Genomic DNA, 24,332 nt, shown 5'->3' on the forward strand with positions numbered 1-24,332 from the left:
CTTCTTCTGCTCTGCACCGCGTTTTGAAAGGCACAACAAGCTTTAACGGCTGTAAAAAAAGTGATCTACTATCGGGACCAACGCAGGCCCTGAGCCGATGTCGTCTGAATCGTAGAGTCTAAGGAAAGCATGGAAATCTTTTTTACAATCCTCATTTTGATCCTGGTGGTCTCCCTGTCCGGGGTGGTGACGCGCATGTTGCCGTTCCAGGTGCCGCTGCCGCTGATGCAAATCGCCATCGGGGCCCTGTTGGCCTGGCCGCATTTCGGGCTGCACGTCGACTTTGATCCCGAACTGTTCCTGGTGCTGTTCATCCCGCCGCTGCTGTTCGCCGACGGCTGGAAAACGCCGACGCGCGAGTTCCTGCATCACGGGCGTGAAATTCTCGGCCTGGCGCTGGTGCTGGTGCTGATCACCGTGGTCGGCGTCGGTTATCTGATCTACGCCATGGTGCCGGGCATTCCGCTGGTGGCGGCCTTCGCGCTGGCGGCGGTGCTGTCGCCGACCGATGCCGTGGCGCTGTCCGGCATCGTCGGCAAAGGGCGGATTCCCAAGCCGATCATGGGCGTGCTCGAGGGCGAGGCGCTGATGAACGACGCGTCCGGCCTGGTATCGCTCAAGTTCGCCATCGCGGTGGCGATGGGCACCATGGTGTTCACCGTGGGCGGCGCGACCCTTGAATTCCTCAAAGTGGCGATCGGCGGCCTGTTGGCCGGCGTGGCGGTCACCTGGACCTACAGTAAATCGCTGCGGGTGATGAGCCGCTGGAGCGGCGACGATCCGGCGACCCAGATCGTGTTCCTGCTGCTGCTGCCGTTCGCTTCTTACCTGATTGCCGAACACATCGGCGTCTCCGGCATCCTGGCGGCGGTGGCGGCGGGGATGACCATCAGCCAATCCGGCGTGATCCGCAACGCGCCGCTGGCGATGCGTCTGCGCGCCAACAGCGTATGGGCGATGCTGGAGTTCGTGTTCAACGGCATGGTGTTCATCATGCTGGGCCTGCAGCTGCCGGGCATTCTTGAAACCTCCATCCTGCAGGCGGAGCTGGATCCGACCATCCAGACCTGGTATCTGTTCGCCGACGTGGCTACCATCTACGCCGCACTGCTGGTGCTGCGTTTCACCTGGCTGTGGGTGATGAAGAAGGCCAGTAACCGCTTTATGAAAAAGCGTCCGCTGCAGTTCGGCGATTACAGCACGCGTGAGCTGTGGGTGGCGTCGTTCGCCGGGGTGCGCGGGGCGATTACCCTGGCCGGCGTGCTGTCGATACCGCTGTTGCTGAGTGACGGCACCGCCTTCCCGGCGCGCTATCAGCTGGTGTTTATCGCCGCCGGGGTGATCCTGCTGTCGCTGATTGTCGGCGTGCTGGCGTTGCCGCTGCTGCTGCGCGGCGTGCAGGTGGCCGACAAGAGCGCCAGCAAGCACGAAGAGCGCATGGCGATCGCCATGGCGGCCGAGGTGGCGATCGAGAGCGTGAATAAAATGGAAGAGCGCCTGGTTGCCGATACCGAAGAGAACCTCGATCCGCAGGTGTTGAAAGAGGTCAGCTCGCGGGTAACGGGCATGCTGCGGCGGCGCATCGCGTCGAAAGACGATATCGAGAATGCGCTGGCGATGGAAAACCTCGAGCGGCGTTTCCGCCTGACGGCGCTGCGCGCCGAGCGCGGCGAGCTGTACCACCTGCGCGCCACGCAGAAAATCAGCAACGAGACGCTGCAAAAACTGCTGCACGATCTCGACCTGCTCGAAGCGCTGTTGATCGAACGCGAAGGGTAAACCCCAGAAGAGGAATAAACGTTTTTCCTCTTTATTTCTGTCCTGAAGGGCCGCCTGTGCGGCCCTTGTTTTTTGGCTACTTGAGCGGCGGCCAATAGTCGCGGCAGCAGGCGATCCAGGCCTGCGCGCTGTGCGACAGGTAGCTGCCCTGACGCCAGATCAGGCCGATTTTCCACTCCATGAGCGGCTCCAGCGGCAGCCAGACCAGGTTTTCCTTGTCCAGCCAGCGGCAAACCGGCTCCGGCAGCATGGCGATGCCCACGCCGGCCTGCACCATCGAGGCGAGGAAGTCCCATTGGCCGCTGCGCACCGCGATTTGCGGTTCAAAACCGGCCTGGCGAAACGCCTTCATCAGCATCTTGTAAAGCGCAAAGTCTTCGTTATAAATCAGGATCGGGCTGTCGGCCAATTCGGCGATATTGATGCGGGTGCGGTTGAGCCACTGCGGCGTGCGCGGCGCCACTACGCACATCGGATGGCCCAGCAGCGGCAGAAAGGTCAGCGGCTGTTCCGAATCGAAGGGTAACACCGTCATCGCCAGATCCAGTTCGCCGGACATCACCGCCTGTTCGACCGACAGCCCGCCCAGCTCGGAAATCTTCAATTCGATACCGGGGTAGGTTTGGCGAAAGCGGCGGATCAGATCGGCGATCTGCCTGCCCACCATTGGCGGAATGCCCAGCCGCAGCACGCCCTTTTTCACCGAGCTGATGTCTTCCAGCTCCGCCTCCAGTTGCCGGAATTCGTCGAGGATCGTCAGGCCGCGCTGATACACCGCCTGGCCGCTGTCGGTCAGGCGCAGCTTGCGGCCTTCGCGGATCAGCAGCGTGCACTCCAGCTCCTCCTCCAGATGCCGCAGCATCTTGCTGATGGTGGGCTGGGTGACGAACAGTTTTTCCGCGGCGCGGGTGAAGCTTTGCTGGCGCACCACTTCAACGAAGTAGCGCAGGGTGCGGACATCCACGTTAGGGTTCTCCTTGGGGACGCTACCGGCGGGAAACTATTCCCGGACGGCATGATGTCGATAATTTTAATTCATTTCAGGCGTGGTTTCCCGGCTGCGTATACTGTAGGCCGTTAATTTATTGTTTGAGGTCATCTTTCATGTCTCTGGCGTTACGCCGCGTTGCCCCCTCCCTGCTGACCCGCTTGCAGGTGCCGATTCAGGTGGCGTTGTATGCGGCGCTGTTCCTGATCGCCGATCGTCTGGTGCAACAATTCCACCTGCCGCTCCCCGCCAATATCGTCGGCATGTTGATGCTGCTGGCGCTAATCCTGCTGCGCATTCTGCCGCTGAGCTGGGTTAAGGCCGGCTCCCGCTGGCTGCTGGCGGAAATGCTGCTGTTTTTCGTGCCGGCGGTGGTGGCGGTGGTCAACTATGCCCAGCTGTTGATGGTCGAGGGCTGGAAGATCTTTTTGGTGATCGCGGTCAGCACCATGCTGACGTTGGGCGCCACCGGGCTGGTGGTGGACAGGGTGTATCGGCTGGAGATTTGGCTGCAGCGCCGGAAGCAGCGTCATGAATGATTTTATCCTTAGCCTGGCCTGTTTTCTGGCGACGCTGGCGCTGTACTTCGCCAATAAGAAGCTGTATCGCCGCCGGCGCACGCTGTTGCTGATGCCGCTGGTGCTGACGCCAATGATCCTGGTGCTGCTGCTGGTGGTCACCCACATCTCCTATCAGGACTATATTGGTGAAACTCACTGGCTGCTGTGGCTACTGGGGCCGGCAACCATCGCTTTCGCGGTGCCGGTGTATGAGAACCTGCATATCATCCGCCGCCACTGGCTGTCGCTGACCGCCGGCGTAACGACCGCGGTGCTGGTGGCGGTGTACAGTTCGGTGTGGCTGGCGCGCCTGCTGACGTTGCCGGAAGAGGTGCAGCGCAGCCTGGCGGTGCGGTCGATCACCACGCCGTTCGCGCTGGAGGCCGCCAAACAGATGGGCGGGCAGCCGGATCTGGTGGCGCTGTTCGTGGTGATCACCGGGGTGTTCGGCATGGCGGTGGGGGATATTTTGTTTTTGCGGCTGGCGGTGCGCAGCCGTCTGGCGAAGGGCGCCGGATTTGGCGCCTCGTCGCACGGTGCCGGCACCGCTCGCGCTTATGAGCTGGGGCCGCAGGAGGGCGTAGTGTCGAGTTTGGTGATGATGCTGGCCGGCATCATTACGGTCGTGGCCGCGCCATTGATCGGCCGGCTGATGTGGTAAGACCTCTCGGGGCGGGCTCTGCCGCCCCTTTTACGTTATCTGTCGTTGGGAACGGTGCCGTTGGTGGACGCCAGAAAAAACGAAGAAATTTTTCAGCATAATTTTTCTCATCGTTATAACAAAAAACGATAGATGCGCCGCAGGCAAAATCGCCGTCCATTTTAATTGGAAGTAAATTAATTAAAAAATAAATTATTATCATTAAAACAATAAAGTATAACTTATTGATATCGAGGGGCTCTTACCGTAAGTATTGTTGCACATTAACTGTGGTGAATAATACAAAATAATATTAATCCCTCCATAATTATATCGAGTTAATAAAAACGGAATACGCTCGTCATCCCTGAGTAATATCGGGGAAATAAAATGATCATTTATCCCCTTTCGCACATTTCGCCAAAAAAAATATCCTCTCCTATACTTCACACCTCAGCAAATTGAGGCACAGGGGGAACCTCTGGATTAACCATTTCATTCTTTCTTAGTTGGGGGAGACCCAGCTTTTCTACGGTTTTTTATTCTGACTTGAACTGTCGGACGGCCAGGCTTTGCCTAAATCCGGACGGACCCTTTCATTAACGTAATGAAAACGTGCTAGAGAATATTATGAACAAACAAACTGATGTGAAGAGTGGGGAATTCCGTACGGGTGCTCATATTTCGTTGGAAAAAGTCGAACTGCATGAAATTACCACCGCTCAGCGCGAGCTTTGGCTGAGCGCCAGCATGTCTGAAGGCTTGCCATTCAATATGTGGGGATACGGCACGATACAAGGGCCGTTGCAGATAGCCCTGCTGCGCCAGGCGATAGACGCGATCATTGAAGAAACGCCGGCGATGCAGGCCCATTTCACCGAACAAGACGGCGAGCTTTATCAATACCGTGCGGCGCGCAGTCATGACCCGCTTTCCGTGCATGACTTCAGCAGCCAGGAATACCCTGAGCTGGCGGCGCAGCGCTGGATGCGGCAAGATGCCGATCGCGTGATCTCCGCGCTGGATCAGGACCTGTTCGGTTTTGCCTTACTGACGTTGGCGCCGGGCAACTATATCCTCTACCGACGTTTTCACCACATGCTGGTAGATGGCCGCAGCGCCGAAGAGTTTATGCGTCGTATCGCGCTGTATTACAACGCATTAGCTGAGAAAAAAAACATTCCTGAATTCAGCAATTGCAGTTTTACCCGGCTCTATGAACACGACCTGCAGTACCGCGATTCTTCCCGCTTCGCCACCGATAAACAGTTCTGGCAAGGCTATACGCTCGCCGCGCCTTATAGCCTGACGCGTCAGGAGAAACTCGTCCCTTATTCGTCCATGCAAATCAGCAATCACACATTAAAAATAAATGAGATAGCGGCGATTGATCGGGGGGCGGAAAAAGCCGGCGTACATCGCGCTCATATATTGGCGGCGGCTGTCGCATTATGTTTCCATAGTATTACTGGTCAGACCTTATTGAATTTCAGCCTGCCGGTGACCGGTACGCGAGAGCGAAACAGTATTGGTATGACTGCGAATGTGGTGCCACTGATTTTAGCCATTAACCCTGAAAGTCGTCTGGCTGATTTTGCACAACAGGTCGCTGCGGAAATAGCCAAAGTGGTTCGTCGGCAATTATATCGCGGTGAGGATATTCGTCGCGATCGCAGCACCATGAGTTCATCCTGGTTTGGTCCCGCCATCAATATCGTTTCCTTCGATCATGGCGATCCGTTTTGGGGATGTAAGACACGTTGGTACTACGGTGGCAACATCGCCGTCAGCGATATGCAAATTCTGTTTTACGAAGATCAGCAGGCGCAAGAGTTGGACGTCATGTTTGCCGATGCGCCGCATGCCCATTCATTAAGCCAGCTTGAGAGTTTACAACGGCGTTTCCAATTTATTCTGCGGCTCCTCTCTGAACAACCTGAAGGCAGCATTGCCCAGGTGATGCAACAGATCTCTGCGCAGCCTGAAGCGGACGTCAGCGGCAGTTTCTATGATCTCCGTCGACTGCCGCCGGCCGCCGGCTTCATCCGCTGGGATCGCCCTGCTGCTGAGCTGGTGCGCCTCGCGACGTCACTCGGCCATCCTGCGGGGAATTGCCCGCTGAAAATCCTGTTGGCCGACCGGGCGCTGGGCGTTGGGCGCCTGGAAATGCTGCCTGACGCCGACAATGCGCCACCCGGTACGCTGCTCTGCGTCGACGATGCGGGTTGGAATATCGCCACGGCGGAAGGGGCGGTGCGGATCGGGGGCTGGTTCACCGCCGAAGGCGAGCTGACGGCGGGGGAAGCGCTGGCGCAGCTGCACGGTTTGACGGTGGGCGAGCCGTTACCGTTGCTTGATCCTTCGCAGGCGAAACGATTGGAGGAGCGACAGGCGGCCGGTGGGCATCATGCGGCCTTCTGGCAACCGCGATTGGCGCAGTTTGCCCCGGCGGCGTTCCCGGTGGCCTGGCAGCGCGAAGCCCGGCCGGCATGGCAGGCTACGGCCTGGCAACACGCGGGCAAGATCGAGGTTGAAGCGGTGTTGACCGGGCTGGCGCTGTATCTGGGATTGATGGGCGGCGAAAGTGATTTCCAACTTGGCTGGCTGAACGCGACGGACGACGTCATCGGCGAACCGGGCCAGGTTTGGACACTGCCGCTGCAGATCTCGCTGAATCCGACGCTGGGTTTCGCCGAGGCGCAGGTGCAGATGCGACGCGAATGGCAGCAGGCGCGCGCGCGTCGCGCCTACCATCCGGCATTGCTCGGCCTGGACACGCGTTCGCGCGCCTGGTCAACCGTCGTGACGCTATTGCGCCGCGACACCTCGCCGGGATTCGACGACAGTCAGGAGGGCGCAGCGGCGGTGAAACGCTCCGGCGCTCGGGCAGTGCTGCAAATCTGTGAAAGCAACGCCGCTTTCCGTTGGGTGTACGACAGCGCTGCGGTGGGGGACGAGCAGATGCTGCGTGCCGCGCAGCATCTGCTATTGCTGCTCCGGCAGGCCGCTGCGGCGCCGAATGCGCCGGTGCGAGGCGATCGTTTACTGAGCCAGGCGGAGCGAGAGCTATTGCTCAACGTGCGCAACCGCACGCACCGGGCTTTCCCGCAGGCGTCGAGCGTGTCGGCCCTGTTTGAAGCGCAGGCGCGGCGTACGCCGACGGTGCCGGCGCTGTCTCAGGGGGCGATGTCGCTGAGCTATGCGGAATTGAACGCGCGCGCCAACCGGCTGGCGCATTACCTGACGGCACGCGGCGTAGGGCCGGAAAGCCGCGTAGCGGTCTGCGCCGCGCGCAGCCCGGAGATGATCGTCGCACTGCTGGCGATCCTGAAAGCCGGCGGCGCCTATGTGCCGCTGGATCCGGCTTATCCCGCTGAGCGTCTGCACTATATCGTGCAGGACTGCGCGCCGGCGCTGCTGTTGGCGGATAGTACCGGCCGCGCCGCGCTGGGGGCGGTAGCAGCGCCGTTGTTGGCGCTGGAAGACGCGCTGCCAGAGCAGGATCACGACCTGCCGCCGCGCGCGCAGCCAGGCAGCCTGGCGTATGTGGTTTACACCTCGGGCTCGACCGGCAAACCGAAAGGGGTAATGGTGGAGCAGGCGCACCTGATCAACCTGATCATGTGGCACTGCGAAGCGACCGGTTTGCAGGCTGGTGAGCGAACGACCAGCATGGCGGGGTTGGGTTTTGACGCCAGCGTTTGGGAAATCTGGCCGACGTTGACGCAGGGGGCGACGCTGCTGCTGCCACCGGCAGAGGCGGCGGGCAATGGCGAAGCGCTGCTGCAATGGTGGCGCGGCAGCGGTGTGCAGGTCGGGTTTATGGTGACGCCGCTGGCTGAGATCGCACTGATGGGCGAGATGCCTGCCGATTTGCGGATGCTGCTGATCGGCGGCGACAGCATTCGCCGCTGGCCGCTGCCGGCGCCGCCTGGCGTAACCATTGTGAATAACTATGGGCCGACGGAGACGACCGTGGTAGCGACTTCGGGCGAGCCGGCGGTCGGTACGGCGATGCCGTCTATCGGCCGGCCTATCGCCAACGGCCGGGCGTACTTGCTGGATGACGATGGCCAGCCGGTGCCGCTGGGCGCCGTGGGTGAACTGTATATCGGCGGCGCGCAGGTGGCGCGCGGTTACCTGAACCAGCCGGCGCTGACGGCGGAGCGTTTCCTGGCCGATCCTTTCGCGCCGGGCGGCCGCATGTACCGCACCGGCGATCTGGCGCGCTATATGCCGGATGGCAGCCTGGAGTATCTGGGCCGCAACGATCTGCAGGTAAAAATTCGCGGCTTCCGCATTGAATGCGGTGAAATCGAGTCGCAGCTGGCTATGCATGCCGCCGTGCGCGACGCGGTGGTGGATGCGCTCACGGATGGCGAAGGCGACAAACGTCTGGTGGCCTGGGTCGTGCCGCAGCCGCAGCCGCAGCCGGAGGCGGAGCGTGAGGCGCTGGCGCAGACGTTGCGCCGGGCACTCGCTACAACGTTGCCGGATTATATGGTGCCGACGGCCTTTGTGTGGCTGGAGGCGCTGCCGCTGTCGCCGAACGGCAAACTGGATCGGCGCGCGTTGCCGGTACCGGCGCCGGATGCCTCCATGCGCGAAGCCTATGTCGAGCCACAGGGGGAAACCGAAACGCTGCTGGCTCAGATTTGGCAGGGGTTGCTGAGCGTTGAACGCGTGGGGCGTCACGACAACTTCTTCGAGTTGGGCGGCCATTCGCTGCTGGCGGTGAAGCTGATGGCGCAGCTGCGCCAGGCCGGGCTGTCGGCGAGCGTTCAGGCGCTGTTCTCCACGCCAACGCTGTCGGCTCTGGCGCAAACGCTGGTGTCGCAGCAGCGGATTCAGGTGCCGGAAAACGTGATTGCGCCGGGCTGCCGTGCAATCACGCCGCAGATGCTGCCGCTGGCCGATCTGACTCAGGCGGAGATCGATCAGATCGTCGACGGTGTGGAGGGGGGCATCGACAACGTACAGGATATCTACGCCCTTTCCCCGTTGCAGGAAGGGATCTTGTTCCACCACATGCTGGCGGAAGAGGGCGACCCCTACCTGCTGTCGGCACTGCTGCGTTTCGACAGCCGGGCGCGTTTCGATCGCTGGCTGGCGGCGATGCAGCAGGTGGTGGAGCGTCATGACATTTTGCGCACGGCCTTTGTCGGTGCGGGGCTGTCCGAACCGGTACAGGTTGTCTGGCGTCGGGCGCGTTTAGCGGTGATCGAGCTGGCGCTGGATCCGGCCGAGGGGCCGGTCGGCCGTCAGCTGGAAGCGCGCTTCGACCCCCGACGGATCCGGCAGGATCTGACGCGGGCACCGCTGCTGTATTACGTTATCGCCGAAGAGAGCGACGGCAGCTGGTACGTCTTGCAGCAGTGGCACCACCTGATTGGCGACCACTCGACGCTGGCGATGATGGGAGAAGAAGTCAACGCCATTCTGGCCGGGCGCGGCGATACGCTGGGCTGCGCGCAGCCGTTCCGCAATGCGGTGGCGCAAGCGCGTTTGGGGCTCAGCGAACAGGAACATGAGCGTTTCTTCCGCGGCATGCTGGCGGATATCGACGAACCGGTGCTGCCGTTCGGGCTCGGCAACGTACACGGCGACGGACAGTGCGCCAATACCGGCCGTCTGGCGCTGGCGCCTGCGCTGAATGCCGGCCTGCGTCGACAGGCGAAGCGATTGGGCGTCAGCCTGGCCAGCCTGTGTCATCTGGCCTGGGCGCAGGTGCTGGCGCGCACCAGCGGGCGTGATGCCGTGGTGTTCGGCACGGTGCTGCTGGGCCGCATGGAATCGGGCGAAGGCGCCGACCGGGCGCTGGGGCTATTCATCAATACGCTGCCGCTGCGGCTGGATATGGACGGGCGCAGCGTTGAGGCGTCGGTGCGGCAGGCGCATGCGCGCCTGAGCGGCTTGCTGGCGCATGAGCACGCCTCGCTGGCGTTGGCGCAGCGCTGCAGCGGCGTGAAAAGCGGTGCGCCGCTGTTCAGTGCGCTGCTGAACTACCGCCACAACGACGGGGAAGCCTTGGCACTGCCGGAAGGGGTCAGCCTGATCGGCGCGGACGAACGCACCAACTACCCGTTCGTGCTGTCGGTGGACGACGGCATGGATTCGCTGGCGTTGACGGCGCAGGTCATCGACCCCATTGAAGCCTCGCGGGTGTGCCGCTATATGCAACAGGCGTTGACCGCTCTGGTGAATGCGCTGGAACACACGCCGGAAATGCCGGTGCGTGAACTGTCGATTCTGCCGGACGACGAGTACGCCTTGCTGATCAATGGTTGGAACGCAACGGCACAGCCTTATCCGCAGGACGTTTGCCTGCATGGGCTATTTGAAGCGCAGGTGCGCCGCACGCCGGACGCCGTGGCGCTGGTTTGCGGCGACGCCGAACTGAGCTACGCCCAACTGAACGCGCAGGCCAATCGCCTGGCGCACGCGCTGATGCAGCGCGGCGTCGGGCCGGATTGCCGGGTGGCGGTGTGCGCCGAGCGCAGCCTGGCGATGGTGACGGCATTGTTCGGCATCCTCAAGGCCGGCGGCGCCTATGTGCCTCTGGATCCGGCTTATCCGGGCGAACGTCTGCAATATATCCTGCAGGACGCCGATCCGGTGCTGCTGCTGGCGGACGCCGCCGGCCGCGCGGCGCTGGGCGAACACGCGGTGCCGCTGCTGGCGCTGGATGAACCGTTGCCGGACGATCTGAACGCCGATAACCCGGCGCCGCGCGCGCAGCCCAATCATTTGGCCTACGTGATTTATACCTCCGGCTCGACCGGAAAACCGAAAGGCGCGATGAATGAGCATCGCGGCATCGTTAACCGCCTGATCTGGATGCAGCAGGCTTATGGGTTGACGCCGGCGGATACGGTGCTGCAGAAAACGCCGTTCGGCTTCGACGTCTCGGTGTGGGAATTCTTCTGGCCGTTGATGTATGGCGCGCGCCTGGTGATGGCGCGCCCGGAAGGCCACAAGGATCCGGAGTACCTGAGCCGCGCCATTGAACAGTATGGCGTGACAACGCTGCACTTTGTGCCGTCGATGCTGCAAAGCTTCCTGCTGTATGAAGGCGCGAGCCGCCGTTGTGGGCAGGTGGTGCGCGTCATGTGCAGCGGCGAGGCGCTGCCCGCCTCGCTGGTGGCGGAGTTCTACCGCCAGATGCCGCATGTCGAGTTGCATAACCTCTATGGTCCGACCGAAGCGGCGGTGGACGTGACCGCTTGGCACTGCACCCGCCAACCCGGGCTGGTGTCGGTGCCCATTGGGCGGCCGGTGGCCAATACGCGGATCTATCTGCTTGATGAACAAGGGCAGCCGGTGCCGCTGGGGGCGGTTGGCGAGCTGTATATTGGCGGCATCCAGGTAGCGCGCGGCTATTTCAACCGGCCTGAACTGACGGCGGAGCGCTTCCTGGCCGATCCGTTCGATGCCGGCCACGGCGGCCGCATGTACCGCACCGGCGACGTGGCCCGCTACCTGCCGGACGGCAATATCGAGTATCTGGGCCGCAACGATCAGCAGGTGAAGATCCGCGGTTTCCGTATCGAATGCGGCGAGATAGAGGCGGCGCTGGCCGCGCATCCGCAGGTGCGCGAAGCCGTGGTGGATGCGCGCGGCGGCGACGGCGGTGAGAAACGCCTGATCGCCTGGGTGGTGCCGCAGCCAGGTGCCGATGAGGCGTCGCTGGCGGAGGTGCTGCGCCGGCATTTGGCCGACAAACTGCCGGATTACATGGTGCCGGCCGCTTGCGTGCTGCTGGAGGCGCTGCCGCTGTCACCAAACGGCAAGCTCGATCGCCGCGCATTGCCCGACCCGTCGGGCGAGGCCTATCGTCGTGAAGCCTACGAGGCGCCGCTGGGGGACGTCGAGCAGCGTCTGGCTGCGCTGTGGGAAGAACTGCTGGGCGTGGATCAGGTTGGCCGCAACGACAGCTTCTTCGCCCTGGGCGGCCATTCGTTGTTGGCGGTGCGTTTGGCCAACCGCCTGCAGCAAAGCGGGTTGCCGCTGTCGCTGCAGGCGCTGTTCGCCAACCCGGTCCTGCAGGCGCTGGCGCGCCAGATCACGCAGGCGGAAAGCCTGCCGCCGATTCTGCCTGCGCCGCGCGATGCGGCCTTACCGCTGTCGTTCGCTCAGCAGCGCCTGTGGTTCCTGACCCAACTGGACGGCATGAGCGAAATTTACCACATGCCGCTGGCGCTGCGGTTGCGTGGGCCGCTGAATCTGGCCGCCTGGCAGAGCAGCCTCGACGCGCTTTATGCGCGCCACGACGCGTTGCGCACCGTCTTTATCAGCCGCGACGGCCAGCCGCAGGCGCTCATTTTGCCGATCGCCGGTTTGCCGCTGACAATCCACGATCTGCGCGGCGTCGCGGATGCGCAGGCGCGCGCCGCCATGCTGATACGGGAAGAGGCTGCGGCGCCCTTTGATCTGGCCGGGGGCCCGCTGTTGCGCGCCAGCCTTATCCGGCTGAGCGACGAGGAACAGCTGTTCGCGTTGACCTGCCACCACATCATTTCCGATGGTTGGTCGAACGGCATATTGCTGCGGGAGCTGGGTGCGTTGTATGGCGCGTTGTGTCGCGGCGAACCATCGCCGCTGCCGCCGCTGGCGTTGCAATACGCGGATTACGCCCACTGGCAGCGGCAATGGCTGCAGCCGGCGCGCTTGTCGAAGCAGGCCGATTATTGGCGCCAGACGTTGGGCGATGCGCCAGCGCTGTTGACGCTGCCGACCGACCGTCCGCGCCCGGCGGTGCAGTCATTCGCCGGGGATCGGGTGGCCGTCTCGCTCGATGCCGAACTGACTGCAGCGCTGAGGCAATTCAGCCTGCGTCAGGGATGCACGCTGTTCATCACGCTGTTGACGGCGTGGAGCGTCGTGCTGTCCCGTTTGTCGGGGCAGCGCGATCTGGTGATCGGCACGCCGGAGGCCAACCGTCGCCGGCTGGAAACGGAACCGATGATTGGCTTCTTCGTCAGCACCTTGGCGCTGCGCATCGATCTGTCCGACGATCCGGATTTGTCGACGTTGGCGCTGCGCGTGCGCGATACGCTGCTGGCGGCGCGCGATCATGGCGATCTGCCTTTCGAGCAGGTGGTTGAACAGGTGAACCCGCCGCGTCATCGTGGCCATACTCCGTTGTTCCAGGTGATGCTGAGCTGGCAGGACGGTTCGGTGCACGACATCGGCCTGCCGGGGCTGCAGGCGGAAGCGATCGATGCCGGCTATGCCGCGGCGAAATATGACATGACGCTGGATCTGACCGAGATCGGCGAAGAGATCGCCGGTTCGCTGTATTACGCCACGGCGCTGTTCGATCGTGAAACCGCCGAGCGCTACGGGATCTATCTGCGCCAGGTGTTGCAGAGCATCGCGTTGGCGGCGCCGCAGCCGGTTTCGCAGCTTGCGCTGTTGCCGCAGAACGAACGGCAGCGGTTGTTGCATGGCTGGAACCGGACGCCGGACGAACCGCAGGCGGATCTCTGCCCGCACCATCACCTGGAGCGGCTGGCGCTGCGCACGCCAGAGGCGATCGCCGCGGTGTGCGGAGAAGAACGCCTCAGCTATCGGGCGCTCAATGAACGAGCCAACGCGTTGGCGCAGGTGTTGATCGCGCGCGGCGTCGGGCCCGATCGTCTGGTGGCGCTGTGTGCGGAGCGCAGCACGCCGATGCTGGTCGGGTTGCTGGCGATCCTGAAAGCGGGCGGCGCTTATGTGCCGCTCGATCCGGCTTATACCGGCGAACGCCTGGAGTACATTTTACACGATGCCCGGCCGGTGTTGCTGCTGGCCGACGCCGCAGGGCGTTCGGCGCTGAGCGGGGCCGATGTGCCGACGATGGCGCTGGAGGAAGACTGGGGCACCGAGGCCGCCAATCCGCAGGTTGCGGGGCTGACGGCGGCCAATCTGGCCTATGTGATCTATACCTCCGGATCGACCGGTAAGCCGAAAGGCGTGATGGTGGAACACCGTCAGGTTGAGCGCCTGTTTACCGCGACCGACGCCGGGTTCGGCTTTGACGCCGGGGATGTCTGGTGTCTGTTCCACTCGTTCGCCTTCGATTTCTCGGTATGGGAAATCTGGGGCGCGTGGCGCCACGGCGGCCGGTTGGTGATCGTGCCGCAGGAAACGGCGCGCTCCGCCCCCGCGTTCTATCAGCTGGTTTGTCACCAGGGCGTGACGGTGCTGAATCAGACGCCAAGCGCCTTTAAAGCGTTCATTCAGGCTCAGGACGACACGCCGCATCGGCTGCGCTACATCGTCTTCGGCGGCGAAATGCTGAATCCGGCCGATCTGGCGCCGTGGTATGCCCGTAATCGGCCGGACGCGCCGCGGTTAATCAATATGTACGGCATAACGGAAACGACGGTGCACGTCACCTACCGGGAAATGTCTCCGGCGGACATCACCGGCAGCGGCAGCCCGATCGGCCGGCGCATCCCGGATCTGCGCCTGTATCTGCTTGACGAACACGGTCAGCCGGTGGCGCAGGGCGCAGTGGGTGAGCTGTATGTCGGCGGGCTGGGCGTGGCGCGCGGCTACCTGAATCGGCCGGAGCTGAATGCGCAACGTTTCCTCGACGATCCTTTCGTGGCGGGAGAACGGATGTATCGCGCCGGCGATCTGGCGCGCTATCTGCCGAACGGTGAGCTGGAGTACCTGGGGCGCAACGACCAGCAGGTGAAAATTCGCGGTTTCCGCATTGAGTGCGGTGAGGTGGAGGCGGCGCTGCTGGACCATCCTGAGGTCCGCAGCGTGGCGGTTGACGCCTGGCAGGACAACGGCGGCGACAAACGTTTGGTGGCCTGGGCGGTGCCGGGCGAAGGGGGAGATCGGGAAACGCTGGCGCTGCGGCTGCGCCAGCATCTGGCCGGCCGTCTGCCGGACTATATGGTGCCGACGGCCTTTGTGTGGCTGGACGCGTTGCCGCTGACCACCAACGGCAAACTGGACAAACGCGCGCTGCCGGCGCCTGAGCTGGGGGCCGCCGCGCGCGCTGTTTATGAAGCGCCGGCCAATGAACGAGAACGCCTGCTGGCGTCCATCTGGCGTCAGTTGCTGAATGTTGAACGCGTAGGTCGTCATGATGATTTCTTCGCTCTGGGCGGACATTCGCTGCTGGCGGTACAGTTGGCCAATCGGGTACAGCAGGCCGGCTGGCGGCTGCCGCTGTCGGCGCTGTTCGCTGCGCCGGTGTTGCAGGCGCTGGCGCAGTGGCTGGAACGGGAGGGGGCGGCGCAGCCGACGGCCATCGTGCCGACCCCACGTCACGACGCATTGCCGTTGTCGTTTGCCCAGCAGCGGCTGTGGTTCCTGAGCCAAATGGGCGGGATCGGCGAGACTTACCATATCCCTCTGGCGTTGCGCCTTGACGGCGACCTGGATGCGCCGGCGTTCCAACGCAGCCTCGACGCGCTGTATGCCCGCCACGAAGCCTTGCGCAGCGTGTTTGTTTGCCAGGATGGGCAACCTCAGGTGCGGATCTTGCCGGAGGCGGCCATGCCGCTGGCGCATCACGACTTGCGCGGCGAGCGTCATGCGGAGCAACGTTTGCACGCGCTAGCCGAAACGGCGATGAAAGCGCCGTTCGATCTGGAAAGGGGGCCGCTGGTGCGGGCTTGCTTACTGCAAGTGAGCGAGCGGCGGCATCTGTTCCTGCTGACCTGCCACCATATCGTTTCCGACGGCTGGTCTACCGGGATCCTGATGCGGGAGTTGAGCGCATTGTATGGCGCCTTCCAACGCGGTGAACCGTCTCCGCTGCCGCCGCTGGCGGTGCACTATGTCGATTATGCCGTTTGGCAGCGCCAGTGGCTGACGCAGGAACGGTTGGCCGAGCAGGCGGCGTTCTGGCGCCAGACGCTGGGCGATGCGCCGGCGCTGCTGACGCTGCCGACCGATCGGCCGCGTCCGGCGATGCAGTCGTTCGCCGGCGGTGAGGTGCCTCTGGTTATCGACGCGGCGCTCACCGACGCGCTGCGGCGGTTGAGCCGCCAATACGGCGGCACGCTGTTCATGACGGTGCTGGCCGCCTGGAGTTTGGTGTTGTCCCGCATGGCCGGCCAACCGCAGGTGGTGATTGGCACCCCGGAGGCCAACCGCAGCAGTCTGGAAATCGAACCGCTGGCCGGCTTCTTCGTTAGCACGCTGGCGATGCATGTCGATCTGCGCGGTGAGCCGACGCTGAAAATCTTGCTCGAACGCGTGCGCGAGACGGTATTGGCGGCGCGGGAAAACGGCGATCTGCCGTTTGAACAGGTGGTGGAGGTGGTCAATCCGCCGCGCCAGCTGGACGCGACGCCGCTGTTCCAGGTGATGCTGGCCTGGCAGGACGGCTCGGTGCGCGATATCGCATTGCCGGGCCTGCAAACGACGGATGCCGGGCTGAGCTATGACGTCGCGAAATTCGACATGACGCTCGAGTTGGCGGAAAGCGGCAGCGGCATTGTCGGCTCGTTGAACTACGCCAGCGCCTTGTTCGATCGCGACACGGCGGTGCGCTTCGGCGCGTATCTGCAGCAGGCGCTGCGAGCGATGGCGGCGGATCTTGACCAGCCGGCGGCGCGCGTCGATCTGCTGCCTGCGGCCGAACGCCAGCTGCTGCTGCACGAGTGGAACCGCACCGAGCGGGCGTATCCGGCCCAGGCGTGCGTGCATCAACTGTTCGACGAGCAGGCGCGGCGCACGCCGCAGGCGACGGCGTTGGTCGATGGCGAGCAGCTTATCTGCTACGCGCAGTTGGCGGAGCACGCCAATCGGCTGGCCTGGCGCCTGATTAAGGCGGGCGTGGAGCCCGGCCAGCGCGTGGCGGTCCGGTTTGAGCGCAGCGCCGCCCTGGTGATCGCCCAATTGGCGATCCTTAAGGCCGGTGCTGCCTATGTGCCGGTTGATCCGCAGCTGCCGGCCGGCCGCCAGAACTGGATCATCGCCGACAGCGGTGCAGTACTGTTGCTGAATGGCGGCGAGGACGACGCGCAGATCGGCGTCGGCGTCGCTCGTCTGCCTCAAAGCGATGACGCGGACCTGCCGTCCGATGCGCCGATATTGGCGAACAACAGTCTGGATCTGGCCTACATCATGTACACCTCCGGCTCAACCGGTAAGCCGAAAGGCGTGATGGTGCCGCATCAGGGGATCAACCGACTGGTGATCAATAATGGTTATGCGGAGTTCAGCGACTCGGATCGTATCGCTTTCGCCATCAACCCGGCGTTCGATCCGGCGACGCTGGAAGTTTGGGGAGCCTTGCTGAACGGCGCCGCGCTGGTGGTAGTGCCGCCGGCGGTCTTGCTGGACGCCTCGGCGTTCGCCGATTTGCTGACGCGCCAGGCGATTACGGTGCTGGTGCTACCAACCTCGCTGTTCAATCAGCATGCGCATAGCATTCCCGCGACGTTAGCGGGGCTGAAATACCTGATCAGCGGCGGCGAAGCGGCGGATCCTCATGCCTATACCCGGGTGCTGAAGGAGGGGGGCCGGGTGCAGCTGATCAACGGATACGGCCCGACGGAAGCCACCACTGCCGCTACCTCGGCGCGCATCACCGTGGCGGCGGGGCGGCACCGTTTGCCGATTGGCCGGCCGATCGGTAATACGCGGGTGTATCTGCTGGACGAACATCGCCAGCCGGTGCCGCTGGGCGCGATCGGCGAGCTGTATATCGGCGGCGTGGGCGTGGCGCTGGGTTACCTTAATCGCGAAGACCTCACGGCCGAGCGTTTCCTGGCGGATCCGTTTAACGAGGGAGGCCGCATGTATCGCACCGGCGATTTAGCGCGCTATCTGCCGGACGGCAACCTCGATTACTGCGGACGCAACGATCAGCAGGTGAAGATCCGCGGCTTCCGCATCGAGTGCAGCGAGATTGAAGTCCTGCTGGAAACGCACCCGGCGGTGCGCGAAGCGGTGGTTGACGTGCGCGGTGCGCATCCTGCGTTGATCGCCTGGATCGTGCCGCAAGCCGAGGCCGAGGGCCGCGATCTGACCGACGAGCTGCGGCGGCATTTGGCGGCGCAGCTGCCGGACTACATGGTGCCGGCGGCCTGTCTGATGCTTACCGACTTGCCGTTGACCCCGAATGGTAAAGTGGATCGCCGCGCGTTGCCGACGCCACAGGCCGGCGATTTTGCGCGCGTGGGCCATGAAGCGCCTCAGGGCGACACGGAAACCCTGTTGGCGGCGATCTGGGGCGAATTGCTCGGTCTGCCGAATGTCGGCCGACATGACAATTTCTTCGAGTTGGGCGGGCATTCGCTGCTGGCGGTGAAACTGATCGCGGAGCTGCGTCGCTACGGCCTGACGGCGAACGTGCAAACGCTGTTTACCGCCCCGACGCTGGCCTCGCTGGCGGAGGCGCTGGAGGCGCGCTGCGAAATCGAGATCCCCGAGAACCTGCTGCGGCCGGATAGCGCGCGCATCACGCCTGAGTTGCTGCCGCTGGCCTCGCTGAACCAGGTTGAGATCGACAGCATCGTGGCGCGCGTGCCGGGCGGGGTGGCCAACGTGCAGGATATCTATGCGTTGTCGCCGTTGCAGGAGGGGATTCTGTTCCACCACCTGTTGGCGGAACGGGGCGATCCGTACCTGCTGTCTACGCTGTTGCGCTTTGAGAACCGCGAGCGTCTGGAGCGTTGGCGGGCCGCGATGCAACAGGTGATCGATCGCCACGATATTCTGCGCACGGCGTTCATCAGTGAGGCGATCCGCGAGCCGGTACAGGTCGTTTGGCGCGCCGCCGCGCTGCCGTGGACTGAGCTGACGCTCGATCCGGCGCAGGGGGCGATTGGCGATCAACTGCTGGCGCGCTTCGATCCGCAGCATGCGCGTCTGGATCTCAGCCGTGCGCCGCTGCTGAACGTCGTGGTGGCGCAAGATAGCGATGGCAGTTGGTGGATGCTGCAACAATGGCATCATCTGGTGGGGGATCATTCCACGGCGGCATTGATCGAAGAAGAGATCGCCACGATCCTCGCCGGCAAAGGCGCCGAGCTGGGCGCCGCGCCGCCGTTCCGCAATGCGGTGGCGCAGGCGCGTTTGAGCGTCAGCGCGCAAGAACATGAAACCTTCTTCCGCGCCATGCTGGCGGACATCGAAGAGCCGGTGCTGCCGTTCGGGCTCGGCAACGTGCGCGGCGATGGCAAGGGCGTCACCACGGCGCACCAGCCTATCGACAAGGCGCTGAACGAACGTCTGCGGCATCAGGCCAAACGGTTGGGCGTGAGCCTGGCCAGCCTGTGCCATTTGGCCTGGGCGCAGGTCTTGGCCCGCACCAGCGGCCACGACCGCGTGGTGTTCGGTACCGTGCTGCTGGGACGCATGCAGGCGGGGGAAGGCGCCGAGCGAGCGATGGGGCTGTTTATCAATACCTTGCCGCTGCGCCTCGACATCGGCGATGACGATGTGGCGACGGCGGCGCGCCAGGCCCACGCGCGGCTGAGCGGGTTGCTGCAGCATGAGCACGCGCCGCTGGCGCTGGCGCAGCGCTGCAGCGGCGTGGCGGCGGGGATGCCGCTGTTCAGCGCGTTGCTCAACTATCGCCACAACAACGGCAGCGAGCTGGTGTTGCCGGAAGGCATGACGCTGTTGAGCGCGCAGGAGCGCACCAACTATCCGTTCGTCCTGTCGGTGGAAGACGGCGGCGACTCTCTGGGGCTGACGGCGCAGGTCAGCGAACCGGTGCCGGCGGCGAGGATCTGCGGCTATATGCAACAGGCGCTGGCCTCATTGGCGCAGGCGTTGGAAAGCCAGCCGACCCTGCCGGCGAGCGAGCTGGAGATCCTGCCGCCGTCTGAGCGCCGGCTGCTGCTGGAGGAATGGAATCAGACGACGGCGCCTTATCCGGCAGAGCTTTGCGTGCATCAGCTGTTTGAACGCCAGGCGCAGCGTGCGCCGCAGGCTGTCGCGATCGTGCAAGGCGACCGTCGGATCGGCTATGCGGCGTTGAATGCCCAGGCTAACCGGCTGGCGCATGCTCTGATCGCCCACGGCATTCAACCGGGCGAGCGCGTGGCGACGCGTCTGACGCGCAGCATCGATCTGGTGGCGACGCAGCTGGCGATCTTCAAGGCCGGCGCGGTGTATGTACCTATCGACCCGCAGCTGCCGGCGGCGCGTCAGCAGTGGATCCTGGAGGACAGCGGCGCGCGCCTTATCGTCGGTGAAGCGACGGACGGGGATACCTTGCCGCTGCTGCGGCCGGCAATCTCCGGCGGTGACGAGAACGACCCGGCGCTGTCGCTGTCGAGCGCTGAGGTGGCATACATCATGTACACGTCCGGCTCCACAGGGCTGCCTAAAGGTGTGATGACGCCGCACCAGGGCATCACTCGGTTGGTGATCAACAACCGTTATGCGGCGTTCGATGCGACCGAACGGGTGGCTTATGCCGCTAACCCGGCCTTCGACGCCGCGACGATGGAGGTGTGGGCGGCGCTGTTGAACGGCGGCGAACTGGTGGTGATCCCGGCGGAAACCGTGATGGATGCGGCGCGCTTGAGCGCCGCATTGACGCAGCATCGCGTGACGACGCTGTTCCTGACGACCGCGTTGTTCAATCAGTATGTGTACAGCATGGGCGCGACGCTCGCCCAGCTGCGCTATCTGATCTGCGGTGGGGAAAAGGAGGAGCCGAGCGCCTTCGAACGCCTGCTGCAGGAAGCGGGGCCGGTACAGCTGATCCATGCCTATGGGCCGACGGAAGCGACGACCTTCGCCACGACGGCGGCGATTGCCGAGGTGCAAGGCGCCATGCGTTTGCCGATCGGTAAACCGATCGGCAACACCCGCGCCTATGTGCTGGATGCGCGCGGCCGACCGGCGCCGCTGGGCGTGATTGGCGAGCTGTATATCGGCGGCGTCGGCGTGGCGCTGGGGTACCTCAACCGGCCGGAACTGACCGCGGAACGTTTCCTGAACGATCCGTTTAACCCGGGCGGGCGCATGTATCGTACCGGCGATCTGGTGCGTTACCGGGCGGACGGCAACCTCGAGTATCAGCGACGCAACGATCGTCAGGTGAAAATTCGCGGCTTCCGTATCGAGATGGGAGAGATAGAGGCGCGCCTGGCGGCGCACCCGGCGGTGAACGAAGCGGTGGTCGATGTCTGCTGCGTCGGTGCGGATACGCGGTTGATCGCCTGGATCAGCGTGCGTGAGAATGTGGCGAGCGACGGGTTGGCCGGTGAGCTGCGTCAGCACCTGGCGGCGCAGCTGCCGGACTATATGCTACCTGCGGCCTTTGTCTGGCTGGCGGCGATGCCGCTGACGCCAAACGGCAAGATTGATCGGCGGGCTCTGCCGGCGCCGGAGATGGCCGCCGCCGCAGGCGAAGCCTACGAAGCGCCGCGCGGCGATACCGAGACGCTGTTGGCGCAGGCGTGGGCGGAGTTGCTGGGGCTGCCGCAGATCGGCAGACACGACAACTTCTTCGAACTGGGCGGCCATTCGCTGCTGGCGGTCCGTCAGGCCAGCCTGGCGCAGCAGTGGGGGATCGCACTGCAGGTGCAGGCGATCTTTGACCACCCGGTGCTGGCGGATCTGGCGGCGCATGTCGAGCAGCGCACGGGCGGACAGCCGCTCAGGGCATTGCCGGCGCGCCGCAGCGGCCAGCGCCCGCCGGTCTTCTTCATGCCGACCGGTTATGGCGATCACTCCTATGTTTATGAGATAGCCAAAGAGATCGATGCGGACTTCCCGATTTATGCCGTGCCGTGGCCAGAGATGACCGACACGCCGCCGGCAACGATGGAGGCGGTGGCGGAGATCGTTGCCGGCGTCATCCGGCAGGTGCAAGCCAGCGGGCCGTATCACCTGTTCGGTTACTCTTCGGGCGGGATCTTGACCTACATGGTGGCGGAACGGCTGCAGGCGGAGGGGGAAGAGGTGGCGCTGGTGGGCCTGCTCGACACCCTGCGGCCGCAGCAGGCGATGCGCGATGCGACACAGCTATTCCTCAGTTGGCTGGAGGTGGAACATCCGACGCTGGAGGCGCCGCTGTTCTCCCGCCTGCAGCCGCTGTCGGTGGAGGAGGCGTTGGCGGTGCTGCACGGCCAGGGCATCAGCACTTTCCTCGACGATCCGCTGAAGGAAGCCGCGTTATGGCGCAAGCGTTATCACTATGCGACCCTGGTCGGCGCCAGCGTCATCCGGCCGCTCGGCCTTAATCTGCACCTGTTTAAAGCGGTGGAGGAGATGCCCGGCTTGCTGAACGACGATCTGGAAGCCTACTGGCAGCGCATCAAGCCGGCGGGTTACAACCGCCGCGACGGCTCGGCACTCGGCTGGGAGGGGCATTTGCCGGCGTCGGCGGTGACGGTCAACCTGGTTGATGGCGATCATGTCACCATGATGTCGGAAGCCGTGAACCGGCGCGGCTTAGGGGAGCGCATCAGCGCCGTGCTGAATTCGCTCGTCCGACGCTGACCGCGTTGCTTGTCAATGAAGCCCTCGCAGGAGGGCTTTTTTTTACCCGTTGGCGGCTGTTTTGACGAGTTCCACCACCAGCGGTGAAAGCTCGCCGCGCAGCGCGGCGCGTTCCGACTGGAACAGCGTGGCGACGTAAAAACGCCGGCCCGGCAGTTCGATGGCGCGCACGTCGCCTTCGCTGTCGTGGCCGCTGATGATCAGCGGGAAGCGCTCAAGATCGGCGACGAATTCCGGATTCACGCCGAAGTTGCAGTGGTAGCCTTCATGGGTGTTCAGGCTGCCGTAGGCCTGTGCGACGCGGGTGTCGGGCTGAAAAACGATGTCGCCGGTTTTTTCCACCAGCGAGCAACTCAGCGGGGCGATCACCAGCCGGCCACCGCTGTCGGTTTCCGCATGGCCGGCGTCGTGCCAGCCCATCACGTTGCGGGCGTATTCGACGATGGCGTATTGAAAACCACCGCAGGAGCCGAGGAACGGCACGTCGTTTTCCCGCGCATGACGGATCGCCATAAAGGCGCCGTCGTCGTAACGATACGGGCTGCCTGGCACCACCCAGATGGCGTCGAAATTTTGCAGCGTTTCGGGGGAGATCAAGGTTTCGGTCGGTAGCCACTGGGGCTGCACGTCAATATCGAGATGGGCGGCGGTGAGCTGGAGCGCCACGGGGATGGCCTGATGGGCCACGGCTTGCGGGTTGTAATCACCGACCAGAGCAATGCGAACTTGAGCTTTCATCATTTCCGTTCCTGTGCGGGTAAAGAAGGAGATTACAGGAAAGTAGAGTGTCGAGCCGCCGTTTTTTTAAAGGTGGCGCACAAAAAAGCCCGGCATTGGCCGGGCTGAAAAAAAAGGTCAGTACAGCGAGGGCGCACCAGCCGGTCGGGTTTTGAAACGGCGGTGCAGCCACATGTATTGCTCCGGCGCTCGCATGATCTCTTTCTCGATCACTTTGTTCATGTAAGCCGCCGCCGCCTGTTCGTCGCTGAGTGGATAGTCTTCCAGGGCCGGCTGGATCAGCAGGTCGTAGCCGCGGCCGCCTTCGCGGCGGATCAGCACTACCGGCACCAGCGCCGGGTTGGCCATGCGCGCCAGCATAAAGGTGCCGCTGGTGGTAGCGGCCTGATCGACGGCGAACAGCGGGGCGAATACGCTGCCGCGCGGGCCGTAGTCCTGATCCGGCGCGAACCATACCGCCTCGCCGCGCTTGAGCGCGTGCACCATGCCACGCAGATCTTTGCGGTCGATCATCGCCTTGTTGGAACGCATGCGGCCTTTGGTCTGCGCCCACTCCATCGCTTTATTGTTGTGCGGACGGTACATCGCCATCATCGGCTGGCACAGGCCCATTGCCCGGCCGCCCAGCTCCAGCGACATGAAGTGCACGCCGATCACCAGCACGCCGCGATCGTCGCGCTGCGCCATTTTGAGGTGGTTGATGCCGGAGACGTTGAACCAACGTTTGACGCGTTTATCCGACCAGAACCAGGCCATGCCGGTTTCCAACAGGCCCATGCCGAGCGATTCGAAGTTGCCCACCACCTTGCGCTCGCGCTGCGCTTCGTCCATCTCGGGGAAACACAGCTCGAGGTTGCGACGAGTGATGGTGACGCGGCGTTTGAGAAATCGCATCGAGGTACGCCCCATCCACACTCCCAGCCGATTGAGCAACGGGTAGGGGAGCTGGACCAGCAGGAACAGCAGGGCGAGGCCGAACCAGGTTAACCAGTAGCGCGGGTGCAGCAAGGCCAGTTGAAATGCTTTGGCTGATTTCATAGAAACTCTTTTTATACGTTAAAAGGGGCAGCAAGCTGTAACGCATATAAAGGTTCCACTCGATAGCGATACGACTACTCAGACACCCAGGTACGGCCAGGGTTTAGTCGGAATTCCATAATTGACTAAACATTTACATTCGAAGGGCGGTTTGCGCTGCTATCAG

The 24,332-nt window shown here is 63.4% G+C and carries 7 protein-coding genes; 4 read left to right on the forward strand and 3 right to left on the reverse strand.

Annotated elements, in window-relative coordinates; all coding sequences use genetic code 11:
* Positions 1 to 129 precede the first annotated feature (129 nt).
* Positions 130 to 1,779: a Na+/H+ antiporter gene (locus tag ACJ8J4_RS21215; protein ID WP_025304430.1), complete on the forward strand. Its 1,650-nt coding sequence runs from the start codon at positions 130 to 132 to the stop codon at positions 1,777 to 1,779.
* Between the two features lie 76 nt (positions 1,780 to 1,855).
* Here ACJ8J4_RS21215 and ACJ8J4_RS21220 read toward each other — a convergent pair whose 3' ends face one another.
* Positions 1,856 to 2,743: a LysR family transcriptional regulator gene (locus ACJ8J4_RS21220; RefSeq protein WP_197836083.1), complete on the reverse strand. Its 888-nt coding sequence runs from the start codon at positions 2,741 to 2,743 to the stop codon at positions 1,856 to 1,858.
* A 140-nt stretch (positions 2,744 to 2,883) separates the two neighbouring features.
* On the opposite strand from ACJ8J4_RS21220, the gene ACJ8J4_RS21225 reads away from it, so the two are divergent.
* From ACJ8J4_RS21225 to ACJ8J4_RS21235, 3 genes are all read left to right on the forward strand, one after another.
* Positions 2,884 to 3,306: a CidA/LrgA family protein gene (locus ACJ8J4_RS21225; protein WP_004936830.1), complete on the forward strand. Its 423-nt coding sequence runs from the start codon at positions 2,884 to 2,886 to the stop codon at positions 3,304 to 3,306.
* On the forward strand, positions 3,299 to 3,988 hold the full coding sequence (locus ACJ8J4_RS21230; RefSeq protein WP_004936833.1) for an LrgB family protein: 690 nt from the start codon (positions 3,299 to 3,301) through the stop codon (positions 3,986 to 3,988). Before ACJ8J4_RS21225 ends, ACJ8J4_RS21230 begins: the two co-directional genes overlap by 8 nt.
* A 609-nt stretch (positions 3,989 to 4,597) precedes the next feature.
* A complete protein-coding gene (locus ACJ8J4_RS21235) occupies positions 4,598 to 22,390 on the forward strand; it encodes an amino acid adenylation domain-containing protein (protein ID WP_442516105.1) in 17,793 nt (5,930 codons plus the stop codon).
* Between the two features lie 42 nt (positions 22,391 to 22,432).
* Here ACJ8J4_RS21235 and ACJ8J4_RS21240 read toward each other — a convergent pair whose 3' ends face one another.
* A complete protein-coding gene (locus tag ACJ8J4_RS21240; RefSeq protein WP_169540440.1) occupies positions 22,433 to 23,131 on the reverse strand; it encodes a CTP synthase C-terminal region-related (seleno)protein in 699 nt (232 codons plus the stop codon).
* 114 nt (positions 23,132 to 23,245) lie between these two features.
* Complete coding sequence (gene lpxP / locus ACJ8J4_RS21245; protein ID WP_016930250.1) at positions 23,246 to 24,166, reverse strand: kdo(2)-lipid IV(A) palmitoleoyltransferase; 921 nt, start codon at positions 24,164 to 24,166, stop codon at positions 23,246 to 23,248.
* Positions 24,167 to 24,332 lie beyond the last annotated feature (166 nt).

Origin of the sequence: Serratia sp. CY47280 (assembly GCF_052168655.1) — a bacterium.
Classification (GTDB): Bacteria; Pseudomonadota; Gammaproteobacteria; order Enterobacterales; family Enterobacteriaceae; genus Serratia; species Serratia bockelmannii.

Bases quoted from the DNA above. Each gene is read 5' to 3' on its own strand.
- ACJ8J4_RS21215 (WP_025304430.1), top strand. From the start codon at position 130: ATGGAAATCTTTTTTACAATCCTCATTTTGATCCTGGTGGTCTCCCTG.
- ACJ8J4_RS21225 (WP_004936830.1), top strand. From the start codon at position 2,884: ATGTCTCTGGCGTTACGCCGCGTTGCCCCCTCCCTGCTGACCCGCTTG.
- ACJ8J4_RS21230 (WP_004936833.1), top strand. From the start codon at position 3,299: ATGAATGATTTTATCCTTAGCCTGGCCTGTTTTCTGGCGACGCTGGCG.
- ACJ8J4_RS21235 (WP_442516105.1), top strand. From the start codon at position 4,598: ATGAACAAACAAACTGATGTGAAGAGTGGGGAATTCCGTACGGGTGCT.
- ACJ8J4_RS21240 (WP_169540440.1), bottom strand. From the start codon at position 23,131: ATGATGAAAGCTCAAGTTCGCATTGCTCTGGTCGGTGATTACAACCCG.
- lpxP (WP_016930250.1), bottom strand. From the start codon at position 24,166: ATGAAATCAGCCAAAGCATTTCAACTGGCCTTGCTGCACCCGCGCTAC.